Source organism: Streptomyces sp. YIM S03343 (genome assembly GCF_054729195.1).
In genome coordinates, this window is sequence record NZ_JBPUKX010000001.1 from 1,067,937 (window position 1) to 1,086,619 (window position 18,683).

Sequence of the window (18,683 nt, forward strand, 5' to 3'; positions counted from 1 at the left end):
TCGGCCGCCCGGGAACGTGAGGGGCGCACGGGTTGTGAACCGGGGGCGCTTGTGAGGCAAGGGAGTTGACGGGATGTCACGCATGCCCCGGGTACGCGCCCCTCCCGGCCCTCCGTTTCCGGCCCGCCGCGGGAACATCTCCCGGCACCGCTCACGGGTCGGCTGCGGCTGCGACTACGACTGCGACTGCGACTACGACTACGACTACGACTACGACTACGACTACGACAAGGACTACGACTTGGATTCGGCCGCTGCTGAGCCAACAGGCCAGGTGATCCGTATGTGCGGAGGGCGGTCCCGCCCGTGGGCAATACTGACCGGACAAGCGACCGATACCGATACCGATACCGACGGCGCTACCGATGCCGGTGTCACCCTTGCAGGATCCACGCGATCTTCTTGAACTTTTGAGGAGCAGGCGGAATGAGCACTACAGCCCAGATCGGCGTCACGGGGCTCGCGGTGATGGGCCGCAACCTCGCCCGCAACTTCGCGCGCAACGGCTACACGGTCGCGGTGCACAACCGGACGGCGTCGAGGACACACGCGCTGGTGGAGGAGTTCGGGCACGAGGGCGACTTCGTCGCGGCCGAGACCGCGAAGGAGTTCGTGGCGGCGCTGGAGCGGCCGCGGCGGCTGGTCATCATGGTCAAGGCGGGCGACCCGACGGACGCGGTGATCGAGGAGTTCGCGCCGCTCCTGGAGCCCGGTGACATGATCATCGACGGCGGCAACGCGCACTTCGCGGACACCCGCCGCCGTGAGAAGGCGCTGCGCGAGCAGGGCATCCACTTCGTCGGCATGGGTGTGTCGGGCGGCGAGGAGGGCGCGCTGAACGGCCCGAGCATCATGCCGGGCGGCCCGAAGGAGTCGTACGACTCGCTGGGCCCGATGCTGGAGAAGATCTCGGCGAAGGCGGCGGACGGCGCGCCGTGCGTGACGCACGTCGGTCCGGACGGCGCCGGTCACTTCGTGAAGATGGTGCACAACGGCATCGAGTACGCGGACATGCAGCTGATCGGTGAGGCGTACCAGTTGCTGCGCGACGTGGCGGGCTACGAGCCGGCGCAGATCGCGGAGATCTTCCGCACCTGGAACCGCGGCCGTCTCGACTCCTACCTGATCGAGATCACCGCCGAGGTGCTGTCGCACGTGGACGCGGCGACGGGCAAGCCGTTCGTAGACGTGGTGGTCGACCAGGCCGAGCAGAAGGGCACCGGCCGCTGGACGGTGCAGATCGCCCTGGACCTGGGCGTCCCGGTGTCGGGCATCGCGGAGGCGGTCTTCGCCCGCTCCCTCTCCGGTCATGCGGCGCTGCGGGAGGCCTCGCGCGGCCTGGCTGGCCCGAAGCCGACCCCGCTGGACGAGACCGAGGCCGGCGCGTTCGCCGACCGAGTGGAGCAGGCCCTCTACGCGTCCAAGATCGTGTCGTACACGCAGGGCTTCCACGAGATCGCGGCGGGCAGCGAGGAGTACGGCTGGGACATCGACCTGGGCGCGGTCTCCGCGATCTGGCGGGGCGGCTGCATCATCCGGGCGGCCTTCCTGGACCGCATTCGCGCGGCCTACGGCGCCCGGGCGGACCTGCCGAGCCTGCTGTCCGACGAGACGTTCGCGGGCGAGATCGGGGCGGCGCAGGACGACTGGCGCGAGGTGCTGGCCACGGCCACCCGCCAGGGCGTCGCGACCCCCGGCTTCGCGGCGGCCCTCGCCTACTACGACGCCCTCCGCGCCGACCGCCTCCCGGCCGCCCTCACCCAGGGCCAGCGGGACTACTTCGGCGCGCACACCTACCAGCGCACGGACCGCGAGGGCGCGTTCCACACGCTGTGGGGCGGCGACCGCTCGGAGGTGACGGCCTAACCGCTGCGCCGGGCTTCGGCGTAGGAGGCGGGGGTGGTCCGACGGCAGGTCCGTCGGACCACCCCCGCCTTCGTCATGGGCGCCCTCCGGTGCGGTGACGGACGGGATGTCGGCGTCCGGAAGCCGTGCCCTCCGGCCGGGAGGGGGCCGGTCAGGTGAGCGGCGGCCCCGGCTCCGGGTTGGGAACCGGCTCGGGGCCGGGTGGGATCGGGGACGGCGGGGGCTCCGGCAGCGGACCGGGCGGCGGTCCCGGAAGCGGACCTGGGGGCGGCCCGGGCAGCGGTCCCGGTGGCGGCTCGGGCGGCGGCGTCGGCCCTGGACCGGGCGACGGCCCGGGCGTGGGCGACGGCTCAGGCGTGGGCGACGGCTCGGGACCGGGCGGCTCGGGCGGCTCCGGATCCGGGACGGGCCCCGGCCCTGGGGCGGGCCCCGGACCGGGCACGGGCGGCGGCGGGACGGGGTCGGGGTACGGGTTCGTCATGGCGGTGACCTCCAGCCGGTGGTCGGACATCGGCTCCGGACTGCTCACTCCCCCGCCTACCCGGCACCCGGGCCACCAGTCACCCGGGCCACCGGTCACCCGGCGGGCCCCAGCCGTTGGCGAGGACGGCGTGGCGGAAGCCGACCGGCGGGGCCCGTCCAGCGGGGCCGCCCGTCGGGATCAGAACCGCTCGGGATGAGCCCTCAGCCACTCCAAGGCGGCCGGCCGCAGCCCCGGGTCGGCCGCCGGAGCCTCGTCGGGGTGGCGTTCGGCCCACCTGGCGACGTACGGACAGAGCGGGACGACAAAGACGCCCTCCCGCTCGGCGATGCGGTAGACCTCACGGGCGAGGGACCCGGCGATGCCCTGTCCCTCGTAGGCGGGCTCGACGATCGTATGGACGGGAACGAGGGCGCGCCCGGGTGCCTCGAGAACGAAGTACTCGATATGGCCGACGACTTCTCCGCCGTCCCCGAGGGCCAGCAGCCGCCCGGCACCCCGGTCGTCACGGATCTCGATGTCACTCACGGACCACGCCCTCCTGCTCCCGAACAGATACCCGCCGACCGGTCAGCCCGATACAGCCTGCGGGCTGCGCACCTGATCGGACCCCGGCACCGGCGCGGAGGCATCGGTCCCGAGGTCGACGATCCGGTTGCCGCCGTCCACGTGCACGACCTTCGGCCGCAGCTCCCGCGCCTCGGCGTCGGTGACCTGAGCGTAACTGATGATGATCACCAGGTCACCGGGATGCACAAGATGCGCGGCGGCACCGTTGATCCCGACGACGCCGGACCCGCGCTCCCCTTCGATGACGTACGTCTCGAGCCGGGCGCCGTTGGTGACGTCGACGATGTGGACGAGCTCACCAGGCAGCAGATCGGCGGCCTCCAGCAGCTCACCGTCGATGGTCACCGATCCCACGTAGTGCAGGTCGGCCTGGGTGACGGTGGCGCGGTGGATCTTGGACTTGATCAAAGTTCGCAGCACTTTAGACTCCTAGAAGACGGCTCCCCGCCAGCTTTCTGCAGGTCAGGGGCGTCCCTCACTGTACATCGGCATGCCTTCGGCTCGAAGACCTTCGGGAAGATCGTGCGCTGCTGTGACCAGGCTTCCCGCCTGCGCATTTCTGCGCCCGCCAGGCTGCCGCGAAGCCACCGACCAGGCGCACGCGCGAGGAACCGTACGGGACTGATGCTGAGTGGATGCTGACTTACCTGACGCTTCATCAGACATGCCAGGTTCTGCGACATTTGGCCCGCTAAGCGGTAATTGAGCACCGACGCCCTCGGCCTGGTCCCGACTGCGCCAGGTCCTCCCGCTCGGCTGCTTCGAGTCCGTAACGGGCGAGGGCTGTACCCCCGGGAGGAAAGTCAAGAAGGATCTGGCTCCTCCTCTGCGCCGAATTCGACGATGAGACTTCCGGACTGTTTGATCCCGGTGAGCATGACGTTTCCGTTCGGGCGGATGCGCAGTTAGTGCAGCGGATCGGGGACGAGACGCAGGACGGGACTGGCGTCTGCCGCGAGTCCCGATACCACGACGAGGAAGAACTCGGCTCCCGAGGCCGCCCGTTCGCATTCCTTGGCGGTGAGGGTCACCGTGTCCTGCTCGGGTCCATAGGTCGTCTTCAGCTCGTAGAACCGATCGAGCGCGTCCACGGCATCGGCGCCCACGCCGTGCTGGTGCCGTAGATCGCGCAGCCACTCCGGTTCCTGCTCCGTACCCAGAACCTTGCGCAGGAGGTCCAGAGCCACCTTCTCCTGACGTTCGATGTTGGGAGCAGGGGGGACCAGACGTGGTGCGGGCACGGCCGCTGCGTAGGCGGGAGGGGTGAGGCGGGTCCTGACGGATGCACCTCCACCAGCCCCGGGCACACCACCAGCGGATGACGACGCCTGGGTGGTCCGGCGGATGCCGGTGATGCGGAGAGCTGCCGGATCGACGAATTCTCGCGATGCCGAGACCGGAACGGCCGGGGCCGGGCGGACAGTGACCGAGGGTAGGGGCGTCGACGCAGGTGGCCGACCATCTGCCTTGTTCTGAGCCTTCTTGACTTCTGTCTCCAGCGCAGCAAGGCGTTGGGCACGCTTGGCATCAGTCGCCGCCTGGTCCTGCGCGACCCGCTCCTCGGCCAGCTCGAGTCGCACCGCCTCTCTTCCGCGCTCCGCCTCGTCGTAGGCAGCCGCCCAGGAGTGGGCGACCTGCCGCCGGTCCTCGGTGAAGCGAGTCGCGATGGCCCGGCCCGCCTCCGACGGTCGTCTCAACAACTCGCGGTCCACCGTCCATAGCGTGCGGGAGTCCCGGTCGAGGGCGGTACGCACCGGCCCCCGCACCAGTTCCCCACCGGGGAGCGTGACCAGACACTCCAGCGACGAGGTGATCCGCACCTCGACCTCGGCCAAGTCCTCCCACGGGCAGTCGAGGGATCCCGCGACGGCGACGGCGTTGCGCTGCAGGTCCTCGCGGAGCAGATCCAGCGCGTGACGCACGAGGTCGGTTGCTTCCTCGTCGGCGGGCGCGTCCTCCGCGGGGCGGAAAGTAATGTCCGCCGCTCCCAGCTCGGTCACCCGCAGCCGTCTGAGGAGCGCCGTAAACTGTTCGAGTTCCCCGCCCGGAAGCCACACCGGGATCCGCGAGCCCAGCGCCTCGGCCAACGTCGCGTCGGCCGCGTAGACCGGGCGCTTACTGGTCCATCCCTGGCTCGTGCGCAACGGCAGTCTCCCCACGAGAGATGCGGTCACTTTCTCGGGGTCTTCGCGGGCCGTTCGGGCAAGCATCTGCAGGGTTTGAAGCATCACGGTCTCGGCTTCGGCGTCGACCGGTGCCCGCACGCCTCGCTCCTCCCTCGCCTCGCGGACCACCTCCCTGACGACCCGTACTGCGTCCTCCACACCGGCCTCCGGAACCGCGAGGGGCTCCCAGAGGGCGTCACTGCCCTTGAACGACGGCGCGAAGGCGGCCCACCGGCCGAAGACCGGGAGGCCGCGGAAGCAGTCGCCCGGCCGGCGCCAGCCCAGTGACGTGAGAATCAGTCCGCGGCCCTGCCCGAAGGCACGCACGACGGTGGCGGTCACCTGTGCGGCGTCCTTGCCTCGATGGGCGGTCAGTCGCTCGGCGAGCGCCCGGTAGAGGAACTGCGCCGCCGGATGGTCGGGGGCGTCGGTTTCCCGGGCGCTTAGGGTGCGTATCGAGTCGTGATCAATCTGCGGGATGTGCCTTCGGGGCACGGCTCGGTCCGATAGACCGTCTGACGTGACACGAGTGCAACTGACCGACGCGGACTGGGAATTCATCGAGCCGTACCTGCCGATCGGCGAGTACGGCCCGTACCCCGAGCGGCTGCGGCAGCAGTTCGAGGGCGTGATCTGGCGGTTCAAGACGGGCGGGCAGTGGCGGGAGATGCCGACGGAGTTCGGCGCCTGGTCGACCGTCCACAACCGCTTCCGGCAGTGGCGTGACGCCGGGGTCTTCGAGGCCCTGTTGGAGGGTCTGATCGCGGAGGCCGCCAAGCGTGGTGAGGTGGACCTGTCCCTGGTCAGCATCGACTCCACCACCGCCCGGGCCCACCACGACGCAGCCGGGATGCACCTCGACGAGGACACCGTAACCGCCCTGGAGAAGGCCGCCGCAGAGGAAGAGAAGGCCAGGTCAAAGGGGGCGGCCTCGAAGAACAAAGCGGTCAAGATCCCGCGCGGGAAGAACGAAGACGCATCCGACGACGGCACAAACTCCGGCTGAAGGCCGCCCTCCTCGGACGCTCCAGAGGCGGGCAGACCAGCAAGGTCCACCTCGCTGCCGACCGCAAGTGCCGCCCACTGGCGTTCATCCTGACCGCGGGCCAGGCCGCGGACAGCCCGCAGTTCATCCCCGTACTGAACAAGGTGCGGGTGCGCGGGCCCGTCGGCCGTCCCCGCACCCGGCCGGACGCGGTCGCCGGAGACAAGGCGTATTCGTCCCGCGGCAACCGCGCCCACCTGCGCAAACGCCGTATCAAAGCGGTCATCCCGGAGAAGAAGGACCAGGCCGCCAACCGGAAGAAGAAGGGCTCCAGAGGCGGTCGGCCCGTCAGCCATGACGCCGACCTCTACAAGGACCGGAACACCGTCGAACGCCTGATCAACAGGCTCAAGGCATGGCGAGGCATCGCCACCCGATACGACAAGACCCCCGGCAGCTACCTCGCCAGCCTCCAACTGCGCGCCTCGATGATCTGGGTCAAAGACCTCACTCGGACTACCCAGTGATCACGACTCAATACGCGCCCTAGTCGGCGCAGCGCCTCCAGGAGGTCGGCGACACCCGGCTCGCCGGTGACGCCGAGAGCGACCAGCGCCTCTCCTCGTCTGCCGACCGCCTGCTGGAGGTCGGGGTGCAGGAATCCGGCACTGTCCGCGCCGTAGACGGCGACGGTACTGGTCGTGCGCTCGCGCAGGTTGCGGGGAGCGGTCGGTGTGCCGTCCTGGTTGTCCAGCCACGCCGTGGTCTTCAAGTGCCACAGCCAGAAGCCGTCTGTCTCCCCCCGCGGGTTCCATGTGTGGTAGTCCCAGACGGCGCGGACCTTGTGATGCTCGGACAAGACACTCCAGTTGCGTCCGAGCACCCGCAGTAGCGCGGCGGCCCGTCGGCGTCGTACCGGCCCGTCTCTCTCGGCGGCGATGTCCTGAACGACGGCCATCAGGTCAGGGCTGTCGCAGTCCTCCAGGGTGTAGGTGGCCGATTTGTTCTGGAGGTCCTGCGACCTCTCCGCAGGGCCACCTGGGACCCGGGCCGGCAGGCCCTCGCTGGGGGACGATGCAGTAAACCGGAGCTCGACTCCGGGGTGCGGCCGCAGTCGCGGTCCCTTTTCGGCACCGAGCAGGTGAAAGAAGGCCCGGGCGCCCAGGCCCGTACCCGCCCCGGGCAGGACCTGGGCATAGCGGGGCCGCAACCACGTCAGGCCGGTGGCGGTACCTGCGGCCGTCTCGAAGCTGTCCTCCCGGTCCACACTGTCCAACCCGGCCGGCAGGTAGGCATCCGCTGGTCTAACCTGCACGTCCTCCCTACGGCCGCCGGGCCCGAACCGGCGGCCGTGCAGCAGGACGGCGCGGCCCACGTCCTTGCCCAGCTGCTGGCGCTCCTTCGCGGGAACGCGCAGAAACCCCTCGCGCAGCGCCACCAGTTGGTCGTCATCCAGGATTAGAGGCGCGATGTCCTTTCGGGCGCCGCGGGCAGCGAGCTGACGGATGACGGGCACCGGATCCGCGCCCGAGACGAAGACCTGTTGTTCGCTCAGCCACGCATGCACTCGGGCCGCTTCCCCGGTCTCGGCGACGAAGGCCGGGTGCAGCACGTGGCTGAGCCCGAGCACCTTCGAAAGCCCCTGCGCCTTGTCGGTGAAGAACTCCGCGGCTCCGAACCAGGGCACCCGGTGTCTTGCTCCGGAGACATCCACCAGCCACTTGTGCCATCGAAGCCTCTGGGTCTCGCCCTCGGCGATGGCAACGGAAGCGAGTGCGACCGTCGCCTCCGGGCTCCGGGACGCATCTCCGAGGAGCGCGTCCACAGCCATCGGGACGGTGACGGTCCCGGGCGCGGCACCGTCATGTTCGGCCCAGTCCTCGAGCACCTCCTGCCATCGCCCCTCCGCATCCCGCGCCGCCGGAGGCAATACGGCCGTGCGCCCGGCCACCTGCGCGATCTCTGCCTCCGAGAGCGCTGGCAGAAGCGCCTCGTCACCAACGGCGAGGTCGACGAGTCCGAGGTCACCGTGGAACGGCGTCCGCAGGCACAGTTCGTACGACACCCTCGCGCGCGCAATGGTCAGGAACCGCTGCTCCAGGTCGCGTACAGGTCCCTTGGGCGACCGGACGCTGTTCGGCAAGGGCAGGCACCGCCAGGCTGCGGTCGGGTTCAGCCGAAGCTGTCGCACCATGACGACGGCCCAGAGGTCGGCCAGCAGGGGAAGCAACGCCTGGTTCCACAGGGTGTCGTTGAGGTGCTGACGGCTCGGGTTTGGATCGAACTGGGCGCCGATCCGGAGCGGAAGTCCCAACTCGGTCACGGGCAGTCCGACATGCACCTGTCCGATAACCTCGTCGCCCGCGCCCTCGTGCAGCGGGATCGCGACGGCAAGGCCAGTTGATTCACCTGCAGCCTTCCGAATCCTCGGCACGTCCGGCGGGCTCGGCACGGTGGCATGGTTGACCTCCCAGGTCATGCCGCCGAGTGACCGGGCCGTGCGCACGTCGATCACGGTGTCCCGGCCGCCGATGACGGCCTCGTAGGCGTCGGGTTCGCCCCATTCCAAGGCGAGCCGGGTTTGTACGTCGCCGCCCTCCCGTTGGTGCTCGACCGTGCGCACGTGGTCAAGGAAGAGCAGCGCCTCGTCACCCCATGCGGCAAGCCAGTCGTCGACATCCTGCCCCTGCACGTCGGCGATACGCAGGGCCGTCCAACCGTCGTCGGCGAACCAGGAGGGGATTGGGAAAGGGTCGGCCAGGGACACGTCGGGGTCCCCGATCCGGACGCGGTAGAAGCCGCAGAAGATCTCCAGGACCGGGGACAGACGCCGGAGGGTCATGAGCCCGATGCCGAACCGGCCGGTGGCGTCGGGGTCGTCGTCCTTGCTTGTCAGCGACGGCATGGCCAACGCCATCATGGTTCGCCCCGAGGTCGTTGGCGTTCTGCACGATCTCGGACAGCCCCTGCAGCGGGTCGGTCGACAGGTCTCCGCCGTTGTCCCGCTGCCGACGCAGCCCGTACCGCATCTGTCCGGGCAGCTCCACGAACAGACGCCCGAGCCGCTCGACGGCCGCACACGTCGCTTCGGACCCGACCGGTTCCGCCACCTCCGCCCCGCCGGCCAGCCCTTCGCGGTCAATGAGTTCCTCGGCCGCCCGGATCGCCTGCTCCACCTCGGCCGCCGTCGACCCGCCCGGCTCAGCGGTCATCCCCCGCCCTCCTTGCTGTGTGACCCCCCGGTTACCGATCGTAGATCGTCGAAGGATGAGGAAGGGCCGGAAACGGCGGTCGAGAACATCCGCGATGAGGCCAGGCAGCCCAAACGCCTACAGTAACCTTGCCTCTCCAGGTCGACGTCGTCCGCTGAGGCGGGGCCGCGTACGGTGCCAGCGGCGCCGGTAGGGTCCTCTCGTGACGTACATAGTGACCCTCACCCCGGACCAGGTAACCGACAACGAAGACGACTGGCTCATCTCGGAGCGCTTCACAAAAGGACTACCCACAGGGCTCGACACGTCAGACACCGGCACCCGGTTAGCGTTCCTGGTCTGCGACAGCCGGGCGCGTTCCGCGAACAACGGCCGCAACGAGCTCACCGATCACGGCCGCTTCATCACTTGGATGGGCTCGGTCCAGCGCATCAACACCGTGGGCCCGGTCGACAGAAGCATCACCATCGAGCCCATGCGTAGATGTCCAAAGCCGGTGCCCCTAGACGGTCCCGACGGAATCCTCGCGTCCCTGCCCTCGGCACACCGGGCTCACGTGGAGCGGGCTCTCTCCGGAAGCGCGGGCCACTTCGGCATGACGACCTGGCAGGCCCTGCGAGAAGCACTCCTGAGACGTCACCCCGAGTTGGCCCGGTACATCGACTGGTTGCTTGCCCATCTCAACCCACTCGTCTTCAACGTCGAGGACGCGGCAGACCGTGCGTGGCAGGAGCAGAAGGACGCGGCTCAGACCCTCACTCGCGTGACCGATTTCCCCCACTCCGCACTGTCGGCCTGGGGACGCCCATCGTCCCGGGACGAGCCATACCTGGCGGGACTTATTCCGGACCCGGTGGAGAACAGCCTGATCGACCACGACGTACGGGCCGGGCTGGGCGGCGAAGCGCCCCTTTTCGACGACTGGCGACAACGCGGTGACGTGCGATGCGACATCCACGTGCTGGAAGACTCCACAGGCCGCCGTCTCGAGGTCGTCAACGTCAATGCCACACCGGTCGAGAGCCGACTGGGCACGGACATGATCTACTACCACCACCCCACACACAGCTTCGTCCTTGTCCAGTACAAGCGCTTGGAATCCCGGCACAAGGAATACCGGGTGAAAAAGCAGCTCTTGGACCAGATGGACCGCTTGGAACAGGTTTCACAGCTCAGTTCAAAACCCGCCCGCTCTCACGAGTGGCGCCTCTCCCCGGACGCATGCTTCCTGAAGTTCGCACACTGGCGGAACGGGGCGACTTCCAGCACCGAATTGGCCCAGGGGATGTACATACCCCTCTCCTACGCCCGCGTGCTCCTGGAAGACGACTGCACGCTCGGACCCAGGGGTGGACGCGTTTTCAGCTATGAAAGAGCGGCCGGCTACCTCGTCGGGTCGGAGTTCGCGGAGCTCGTGAAGCTCGGCCGAGTCGGAACCGTGGGGACCAGCGTCGAGCAGCTGAGGGACTTCGGGCTGCAGCGTGCCCGCGAGGGATACAGCGTCATGCTGGGATTCGAAACGAGCGACGAGACGCCCCGCGAACGGGCTGTACGTACCCGCAGTCGCAGCGCGAAGAACAGGCCGAAGGTGAACTCCTACTCCCCGCCAACCTCGCAGCAGCCGTGAGTATTCGCGATCTTCGAACGTGTTGTCCGAAGGTGGTGGAGCGAGTCCCCATAAGGTTGCTCGGCTACCCGATCCGATGAAGACCCGGCAGGTCAACCAGCAGGAGATCATCGGGCCGGCAGTGCGGACACGCATCCACCTCCGCCAGCGCCCGCAGCGCGACGTCCCAGGGCAGGCTGCGGCACCGCCTGCCCGCCATGCGGCAGCCGCCAACCTCGCGGAGCTTGGGCTCGCTGTTGTCACGGCGGTGGCGTGGTGTTCGCCCTTGCCGACGTCCAGGCCGAGGAAGGCGCCGATGTCGCTGGTGTCGATCACGTGCGTCCTTCAGTCGTTCCCGCCTGGCCGTCCCATGGCACCGATCGCCACATCCACATTACGAAGAGCCTCCCGACCTGCGAAGAAGCCGGTGGTCATGCCCCTAATCAGCGGTCTGTCGATGCCTCCGGAGCCGGTGACACCACCCCCCGGGCCATGCGTTCGACAGGGGGAGAAAGTCATGCCAACTCCGGAGGCCAGGCACCCCGTTGCGGGGCCACCAAGAAGGTAATGGGGAGCCCGGCGTCCCCGGCCGACAAGAGGCCGAGGACGCCGAGAACCCGGGGCCATCGGGCGGCTACCGCCCGTTCCCGTGTCCGGGTGGGCGGAGTCCACGGGCGTGGACTGCGATGCAGACTGGGCAGCACGCGGGGGCCGCCTGGGCCCGCGCGAGGCGGTTCAGTCTGCTCAGCCATCGTTTGAGCGGCGGTCGCGTCATGCGGACTCCAGCACGAGACGCTCGTCATGGCGAGCCGCCACCGGTGTCGTGTCCCGGCCGACCAGGAAGGCCGGGCGTGTCGGGTTGGGCGGTGCGTTGTCGACCGCGTTGTAGGTGATCAACAGCAGCGCGCGCCGGTCTTCGGAGCTGTTGTTCGACGACGAGTGCACGATGCTCGGGTGGAACGCGTGCAGGGAGCCAGCGCCGCCCAGGATGAGGGTCCTGCCACGTTCCTCTACCATCCGCTCGGCGCGTTCCGCGCTCACCGTGTAGGCCAGGTCGTTCGAAACGTGCTGCCGCCAGTCGGAGGTCTGCGCCGTCTGGTCGGGCAGGTCGAACAGCCCGAAGTCGTGCGAGCCGGGTATGACGAGCAGCGGACCGTTGTCCTCGTGCACATCGTCCAGCGGGATCGCGAAGTTGATGGCGTCGGGGCGCGGCATGCCGTCCTCCTCGCTCCAGAACGCGAAGTCCTGGTGCCATGGCCAGGCCGCGCCCTCGCGGGCCTGCTTCAGGTTGACCTTGAACTGGTACACGTAGACCGGCCCGCCGATCAGCGTCTCAGCCAGTTCCACGAGCACCGGGTGGCGCACGAGAGCCGCGCACACCTCGTCGAACTCGTGGCAGCCGTGGATGGCCCGAACGATGTCGCTGCCCTTCTCGTGGACCACCTCCGGCCTGGACTGGGCACTGATCGCCGCCACCCTCTGGCGCAGCAGTTCGACCGAGGCCTCGCCGAACCGGTGGGGCAAGGGGCAGTAACCGTCCTTGTCATAGGCAGACTTCAGTTCGGATAAGGCCGTCCCCGCGACAGTGGACACAGTCATGGAAGGGTTCTCCTCTGTTCGTTGAACTCGTGTTCGTTGATCTCGTAGTGCGTAACGGCCGGACGCGGCCGTCAGAGGGTTCGAGGGGGCAGGTCGACAGGGGCGTCGCCCCGCCATAGCCGGGCATAGCGCCCGCCCGCGGCCATCAGCTCCTCGTGCGTCCCCGACTCGACGAAGCAGCCGGCGTCGACGAGCACGACGCGGTCGGCGCGTGCCGCCGTGTCCGGGCGGTGGGCGACGATCAGCGCGGTGCGGCCCGCGCTCAGCTTTCCGATCGCCTCCGACACGGCGGCCTCAGTGGCCGGATCGAGCGCCGAGGTGGCCTCGTCCAGGATGAGGACGTCCGGCGCGACGAGTTGGGCCCGGGCCAGAGCTATCAGCTGCCGCTCCCCCGCGGAGAGGTTCCGGCCGCCTTCAGCGACGGGGTGCGCGTAGCCGCCGGGCAGCCGGGAGAGCAGGTCGTGCGCTCCCACCGCCCGGGCCGCGGCCTCGATCTCGGTGCCACTCGCGCCGGGGCGTCCGTAGGCGATGGCCTCGGCCACCGTCCCCGCCTGCAGGTGGCTCTCCTGGGGGACGATGCCCAGGCGACCCAGGTAGGCGGCGCGATCCAGGTCCCGTACGTCGTGGCCGTCCACGCGCACGGTGCCCGCGGTGACGTCGTAGTACCGCGCCACGAGCTTGACGAGGGTCGACTTGCCCGCGCCCGTCTCACCGACCAGCGCGAGGGTCTGCCCCGCCGGGACGGTGAGGTCGATCCCCGCCAGGGCGTCGCGGTGCGCTCCCCGATAGCGGAAGCGGACGTCCTCGAACTCGATGTGTCCGGCGAGCCGTTGCACCGGCAGAGGCTCCTCGGCCTGCGGTGTCCCCGCCGGGTCGTGGAACAGCTCCTGGATGCGGTGGAAGCCGGTCGAGGCCTGCTGGTATCCGTCGAGGACCTGCGTCAACTGCAGTACGGAGGCAAAGAATGCCGACACGTACAGCAGCAGAACGACGAGGGTGCCGACGGTGAGGGTGCCGGCCGCGACGCGGCTGGCACCGACCACCAGGACGCAAGAGGCGACCGCTTCGGGCAAGAACTCCACGAACCCGAAGTAGAGCGCCATCAGCCGCTGCGTCTTCAGACGCGCCCGGCGGTACACGTCCGCATGGTGGGCGAAGCTTTCGGCGTCGGCGCCCGAACGGCCGAAGGCCTGGGTCACGCGCAGCCCTTCAGTGCTCTCGCGAAGCAGGGCATTGACGGTGCCGGCCTTCTCACGCGCCTCGTCGTACGCCTTGGCCGAGGCGGGACGGAACAGGACGGTCACCAGCAGCAGGACCGGGACGGCCCCGCACACCACCAGCGCCAGCGGCCAGTCCAGGGAGCACAGCACCGCCAGCACGGTGAGCGTCGACAGGACGTTCACGGCAGCCGTGGCGAACCCGGTCTGTGCGAACGACGCCACGGCCTCCACGTCGGCGGTCAGCCGGGTCATGATCCGCCCGGACAGCTCGCGTTCGTAGTACTGGAGGTCGAGCCGGTGCAGATGGGCGAAGGTCCGCAGCCGAAGGAGATACCGGATGCGTTCGCCGGTGGCGCCGTTGAGGCGGATCTGCGCGAGGCTCACGCCCCAGCCCGCGACGACGACGGCCCCCGCCGCCAGGGCCATCGCCAGAACTGCCTCCGTGGCCGCCTGCCGGACACCGTCGTCGATCCCGCTGCGGATGAACAGCGGGACGAAGACACCGCCCAGGGCGTCGAGCACCACCAGCAGTGCCCCGACGGCGAGCGCCACGCGGAAGGGCCTCAACAGCCTCGACGGGCCGTAGTCCGGTTCGGGCCACAGGGCGGGGGCGACAGCTGCCCCGGTGAGCCGGGCCAGCGCGCGTGGCGCGGGCCGTGACGGCACCTCGCCGGAAGGCGCCGTCACGGTCACCGGCCTGGCCTGTACCACGTGTGGTTCGGACTCTGCCGCTGACGGCGCGAGTTCGGGCGCCGTCTCTTCCTGCCGCGCGAGCAGCGTCCGGTAGCGGGCGCATCGGGCCATGAGGTCGCTGTGCGTGCCCGTGTCCACGAGTCGCCCCTCGTCGAGTACGGCGATGCGGTCAGCCAGTTCGAGGGTGGAGCGGCGGCGGGCGACGAGCACGGTGGTGCGGTCGCGGGTGATGCGCCGCAGAGTGCGGTGGATCTCCGCCTCGGTGCGCGGGTCCACGTGCGACGTGGCGTCGTCGAGCAGCAGGATCCGTGGCTCGGTGAGCAGGGCGCGGGCGAGCGCGAGGCGCTGCCGCTGCCCGCCGGACAGGGTCAGCCCCCGTTCTCCGACGGGGGTCTCGTAGCCCTCGGGCAGTTCCTCCACGAACCGGTCGGCGCCCGCCGTCCGGGCCGCTGCGCGCACCTGCTCGTCGGTGGCGTCGGGCAGGCCATAGGCGATGTTGCCCCGAATAGTGCCGGAGAACAGGAAGCTGTCCTCGGGCACCAGGCCGAAGGCGGAGCGCAGCGAGTCGAGCGTCAGCTCACGCACGTCGGTGCCGCCGACGCGGACGGCTCCCTGCCGTACGTCGTAGAAGCGCGGCAGCAGCGTCGTCACGGTCGACTTGCCCGAGCCCGGGGCACCTACCAGGGCGAGGGTCTCCCCCGCCGCGACCGTCAGCGTGAGCCCCTTCAGGACCGGAACCCCGGAGCCGTAACCGAAGGTCACGTCGTCCAGTTCGACGGTCGGCGGGGCCGACGGGGACTGGGTTACCGCCTCGGGGGCCTCGGTGACCAGCGGGCGGGTGTCGATGAGCTCGAAGACCCGCGTGACACTGGCGCGGGCTTGGTGGACCCCGGTCACCAGGGCGGCGAGGCCGCGCATGGGCACAACCATCTCGGCGAGGTACGTGGAGAACGCCACGAACGTGCCGACCGAGATGTTCCCCCGGGCCGCCATCCAACCCCCGAGGGCCAGGATGCCGACCTGCCCGAGCAGCGGCAGGGCCTGCAGGGTCGCACCGTACAAGCCGTTGAGCCCTACGACGCGGGAGCGGGCCGTGAACAGTCGACGCGCGGCCGTCTCCAGCCGCCGTATTTCCCGCGCCTCTTGCGCGAAACCCTTCACGACGCGGACGCCCGCGATGGAGTCGTCGACGACCCCGGCGACCAGCGCCTCGCGCTGCTGCGCCTCGCGGGCCGCCCCGTACATGCGCCGGTCGCTGTGCAGCGCGGTGAGCAGCAGGAGCGGCAGCACCAGCAGCATGACGAGGGTCAGGGCGGGTGACAGCACCAGCATGACCCCCAGCGCCAGGACGAACATCAGCACGCCGGCGAGCACATGGGGCAGGAGCATCAGCAGACCTTGGACCATGGTGAGGTCGGAGATCGCCCTGCTGACGACCTGTCCGGCCCTCAACTCGTCCTGGCGCACGCCGTCGAGCCGCGACAAGGTGCGGAAGATGTCGTTGCGCAAGCCGTACTGCACGTCGTACGAGAGCCGGGCCGCGAGGTAGCGCCGCGCGGCGCCGGCGCCGAACCGCACGATGCCGGTGGCGCCCAAGGCGGCCACGCAGGGCAGCAGGCCCAGTTCGTCCGTGAAGACGACCCGGTCGACGACCATGCGCTGGATCAGCGGCACCATCAGCGCTGCGCCAGTGGCCAGCAGCGTGGCGACGAGCGCGCACGCAACGGTACGGCGGTGGCGGAGGCTGTAGGACAGCAGGCGGCGCAGTCCTCGTTCCGCAGGGGCTCGTTCTGCGCGGTGCCGCTCTCTCGCCTGGCGCATCACACCAGGTCCGTGATGAACGCGGCGACCCTGTCGAGCCCCTCGTCGAGGGTGTCCGGCTCCAGCAAACTGCAGGACAGGCGCAGTTGGCGCTCGCCTCCCGCGCCGTCGTAGAAGTGGTGCATGGGGGTCCAGATCACCCCGTACTTCTCCGCCGACAGCGCCAGGAGCTCGTCGGTGACGTCGAAGGACACGGTCACCACGGCGAAGAAGCCTCCGGCCGGGGTGTTCCAGGTGACCTCAGGCGCTTCTCCGTCGAACGGGCGGGGGAAGCGGCGCTCGAGCCCGTCGAGGACCTGGCGCAGGTTGCGGGCGTAGGTGGCGATCTCGCGCTCGTTGGCCCGCAGCAGGCTGTAGTCGTGGGCGATCAGCTTGCCGCCGATCACCGCCTGCGCGACGGGGGGCGTGTTGACCGTAACCATGCTCTTGATCTTGGAGAGTTCATCCGCGAACAGCGTGAGCGCACCGCCCATTCCGCCGTCGACGAGCTGGTCCGCCACCACGTACCCCACGCGGGCGCCGGGCAGCCCGGTCTTGGCGAATGAGCCGAGGTAGACCACGCGGCGGGCGCGGTCCAGCGACTTCAGCGTCGGCAGCCGCTCGCCCCTCGCCCGGAACAATCCGTACGGATTGTCCTCCAGCAGCAATAGCCCGAACTCATCCGCGAGGTCGAGGAGTTCACGGCGCTGCTCGATTGACAGGGTCTCACCCGCCGGGTTGGAGAAGTCGGGGACGACGTAGAACGCGCGAGGACGCAGCCCCTCGGAGCGAGCCCGCTGCACCACGGCGACCACGTCGTTCAGGTCGACGCCACCGTCCCCGGAGCGCACTGGCAGCACGGGCATGTTCACCAGCCGCGCCACCCCGGTGATCCCCACGTACGTCGGGGACACCGCCAGCAGGACGTCCCGTTCGTCGCGGCGCAACGCCCGCAGGGTCAGGACCATGGCTTCCTGGCAGCCCACGGTCACCACGATCGCCTCGGGGTCGACGACGATGCCCTCGTCGACCTCCAGGTTCTTGGCGACGAGGTCGTGGATGATGCCCTTGGTGCGTCCGTACTGGAACAGGGCACGCCGCACCTGCTCCTCGGTGTGGCCCTCCCTCTCCGCCAGGTGGCGACAATATGTGTCGAGGTACTCGTGGATCAGTGCCACGTCGAAGTTCGCCTCGTGCGGGCGGCCGGCGGCGAAGGAGATCGCCTCGGGAAACCGCTGGGCCACCTCGTTGAGGAAATTCATCGACGACAGCGATGCGTCGGTCAGCGAGGAGTGCAGCTCCGCCGCGAACAGGTCCGCCGTCACCACCGCTGCCCCCTTCGCACCGAGGAGGAGAGCGAGGCGCCCCGGGGCACCAGGTCCAGGCCCCGCGCCCGCGTCACGTCCGCGCAGCCCGACAGGGCCAGCGCGTCCTCCAGCTCGGTGTGCAGCAACGACAGGAGGCGCTCCACGCCTCGCTGCCCGTCGGCCGCAAGACCCCACAGGACCGGGCGGCCAACCAGCACCGCCGACGCCCCCAGCGCGAGCGCCTTGAGCACGTCCGTACCGCTCCGCACGCCGCCGTCGAGGAGCACCTCCACACCGCCCCCGACGGCGTCGCGCACAGCGGGCAGCACGTTCGGACCGGCCACCGCTCCGTCCAGCTGACGGCCCCCGTGGTTGGACACCACGACGGCGTCGACACCCAATTCGGCGGCGCGCGCCGCGTCCTCGGGGTGCAGCACGCCCTTGAGGACCAGCGGCAGATCGGTCTGCCCGCGCAGCCAAGCAACGTCGTTCCAGGTCAGGGTCGGGTCGAATGCTTCGCTGGTGTGCACCATCACCGATGACATGCCGGCCGCGCCACGGCGTGCGGAAGGGGTCTCGGTGACGGGGAAGTTGGCCGCCACGACGTCCTGCGGCAGAGCGAAGGCGTTGCGCATGTCCCGCAGCCGCCTCCCCATCCGGGGGACGTCCACCGTCAGGACGAGCGCCTGGCAGCCAGCAGCCTCGGCGCGGTCGATCAGGTCCGTCAGCAGGACCCGGTCGCGCAGCCAGTACAGCTGGAGCCAGGTCTGCGAGCAGACCGCGGTGATCTCCTCGAGCGTGTACGTGCTCAGCACCCCCGCCACGTAAGGGATCCCGGCCGCCTCGGCGGCGCGCGCGGCGGCAAGCTCGCCGCCGGGGTGGAATAGCCGCTGGTACGCCATGGGCGCGATGCCCACCGGCATGGCCGCGGTGGCACCGAGGACGGCGGTCGCCGTGTCGGTGCCGGACACGTCCGCCAGGACGCGCGGCACGAGGAAGAAGTCATCGAACGCGGCCCGGTTGGCGGCGAGCGTCGCCTCGGCGCCGCTGCCGCCCTCCAAGAAGTCCCGGACGTCCTGCGGCAGGGCGAGGGCGGCGGCCCGCTGCGCGTCGGCGGAGGTCAGCCAGTGGGCGCTGCCCATCACACGGCTCGCGCCGGGGGCAGGTTCAGTGCGCGGT

The 18,683-nt window shown here is 69.8% G+C and carries 12 protein-coding genes and 2 pseudogenes; 5 read left to right on the plus strand and 9 right to left on the minus strand.

The features are described 5' to 3' along the window. Positions 1-73: 73 nt before the first annotated feature. On the plus strand, positions 74-406 hold the full coding sequence (locus ACSYGN_RS04720; protein WP_460392117.1) for a hypothetical protein: 333 nt from the start codon (positions 74-76) through the stop codon (positions 404-406). 20 nt (positions 407-426) lie between these two features. Beyond that, a complete protein-coding gene (gndA, locus tag ACSYGN_RS04725; RefSeq protein ID WP_460392119.1) occupies positions 427-1,866 on the plus strand; it encodes an NADP-dependent phosphogluconate dehydrogenase in 1,440 nt (479 codons plus the stop codon). A 661-nt stretch (positions 1,867-2,527) separates the two neighbouring features. On the opposite strand, the gene ACSYGN_RS04730 is transcribed toward gndA, so the two are convergent. From ACSYGN_RS04730 to ACSYGN_RS04740, 3 genes are all read right to left on the minus strand, one after another. Beyond that, positions 2,528-2,875 carry a GNAT family N-acetyltransferase gene (locus ACSYGN_RS04730; protein ID WP_460392121.1) on the minus strand — a complete coding sequence of 116 codons (348 nt, stop codon included), beginning with the start codon at positions 2,873-2,875 and terminating at the stop codon, positions 2,528-2,530. A gap of 42 nt (positions 2,876-2,917) precedes the next feature. After that, the gene (gene panD / locus ACSYGN_RS04735; protein WP_460392123.1) at positions 2,918-3,337 is read right to left on the minus strand and encodes an aspartate 1-decarboxylase; all 420 of its coding nucleotides are present in this window, start codon (positions 3,335-3,337) and stop codon (positions 2,918-2,920) included. Between the two features lie 485 nt (positions 3,338-3,822). After that, entirely contained in the window at positions 3,823-5,577 is a 1,755-nt protein-coding gene (locus ACSYGN_RS04740) for a hypothetical protein (RefSeq protein ID WP_460392125.1), read from the minus strand. 25 nt (positions 5,578-5,602) lie between these two features. Here ACSYGN_RS04740 and ACSYGN_RS04745 point away from each other — a divergent pair. Next, positions 5,603-6,594, plus strand: a pseudogene (locus ACSYGN_RS04745) (IS5 family transposase). Here ACSYGN_RS04745 and ACSYGN_RS04750 read toward each other — a convergent pair. Beyond that, positions 6,525-8,972 (minus strand): hypothetical protein, encoded by a 2,448-nt coding sequence (locus ACSYGN_RS04750; RefSeq protein WP_460392127.1) that lies wholly within the window; start codon positions 8,970-8,972, stop codon positions 6,525-6,527. The pseudogene ACSYGN_RS04745 and the gene ACSYGN_RS04750 overlap by 70 nt on opposite strands. Here ACSYGN_RS04750 and ACSYGN_RS04755 point away from each other — a divergent pair. Continuing rightward, positions 8,971-9,405: a hypothetical protein gene (locus ACSYGN_RS04755; RefSeq protein ID WP_460392129.1), complete on the plus strand. Its 435-nt coding sequence runs from the start codon at positions 8,971-8,973 to the stop codon at positions 9,403-9,405. The genes ACSYGN_RS04750 and ACSYGN_RS04755 overlap by 2 nt on opposite strands. A 76-nt stretch (positions 9,406-9,481) precedes the next feature. After that, positions 9,482-10,906 (plus strand): hypothetical protein, encoded by a 1,425-nt coding sequence (locus ACSYGN_RS04760; protein ID WP_460392131.1) that lies wholly within the window; start codon positions 9,482-9,484, stop codon positions 10,904-10,906. Positions 10,907-10,970: 64 nt separating this feature from the next. On the opposite strand, the pseudogene ACSYGN_RS04765 reads toward ACSYGN_RS04760, so the two are convergent. From ACSYGN_RS04765 to ACSYGN_RS04785, 5 genes and pseudogenes are all read right to left on the minus strand, one after another. Then, positions 10,971-11,123 (minus strand): annotated as a pseudogene (locus tag ACSYGN_RS04765) (DUF6233 domain-containing protein); the annotation flags it as partial. Between the two features lie 533 nt (positions 11,124-11,656). Beyond that, the gene (locus tag ACSYGN_RS04770) at positions 11,657-12,484 is read right to left on the minus strand and encodes a phytanoyl-CoA dioxygenase family protein (RefSeq protein ID WP_460392133.1); all 828 of its coding nucleotides are present in this window, start codon (positions 12,482-12,484) and stop codon (positions 11,657-11,659) included. 71 nt (positions 12,485-12,555) lie between these two features. Continuing rightward, entirely contained in the window at positions 12,556-16,218 is a 3,663-nt protein-coding gene (locus tag ACSYGN_RS04775; protein WP_460392135.1) for an ABC transporter ATP-binding protein, read from the minus strand. Then, positions 16,218-17,525, minus strand: a complete 1,308-nt coding sequence (locus ACSYGN_RS04780) for an aminotransferase-like domain-containing protein (protein WP_460392137.1) — start codon at positions 17,523-17,525, stop codon at positions 16,218-16,220. Before ACSYGN_RS04780 ends, ACSYGN_RS04775 begins: the two co-directional genes overlap by 1 nt. After that, a complete protein-coding gene (locus tag ACSYGN_RS04785) occupies positions 17,519-18,646 on the minus strand; it encodes an alpha-hydroxy acid oxidase (RefSeq protein ID WP_460403233.1) in 1,128 nt (375 codons plus the stop codon). The genes ACSYGN_RS04780 and ACSYGN_RS04785 overlap by 7 nt, the downstream gene beginning before the upstream one ends. Between the last annotated feature and the right edge of the window lie 37 nt (positions 18,647-18,683).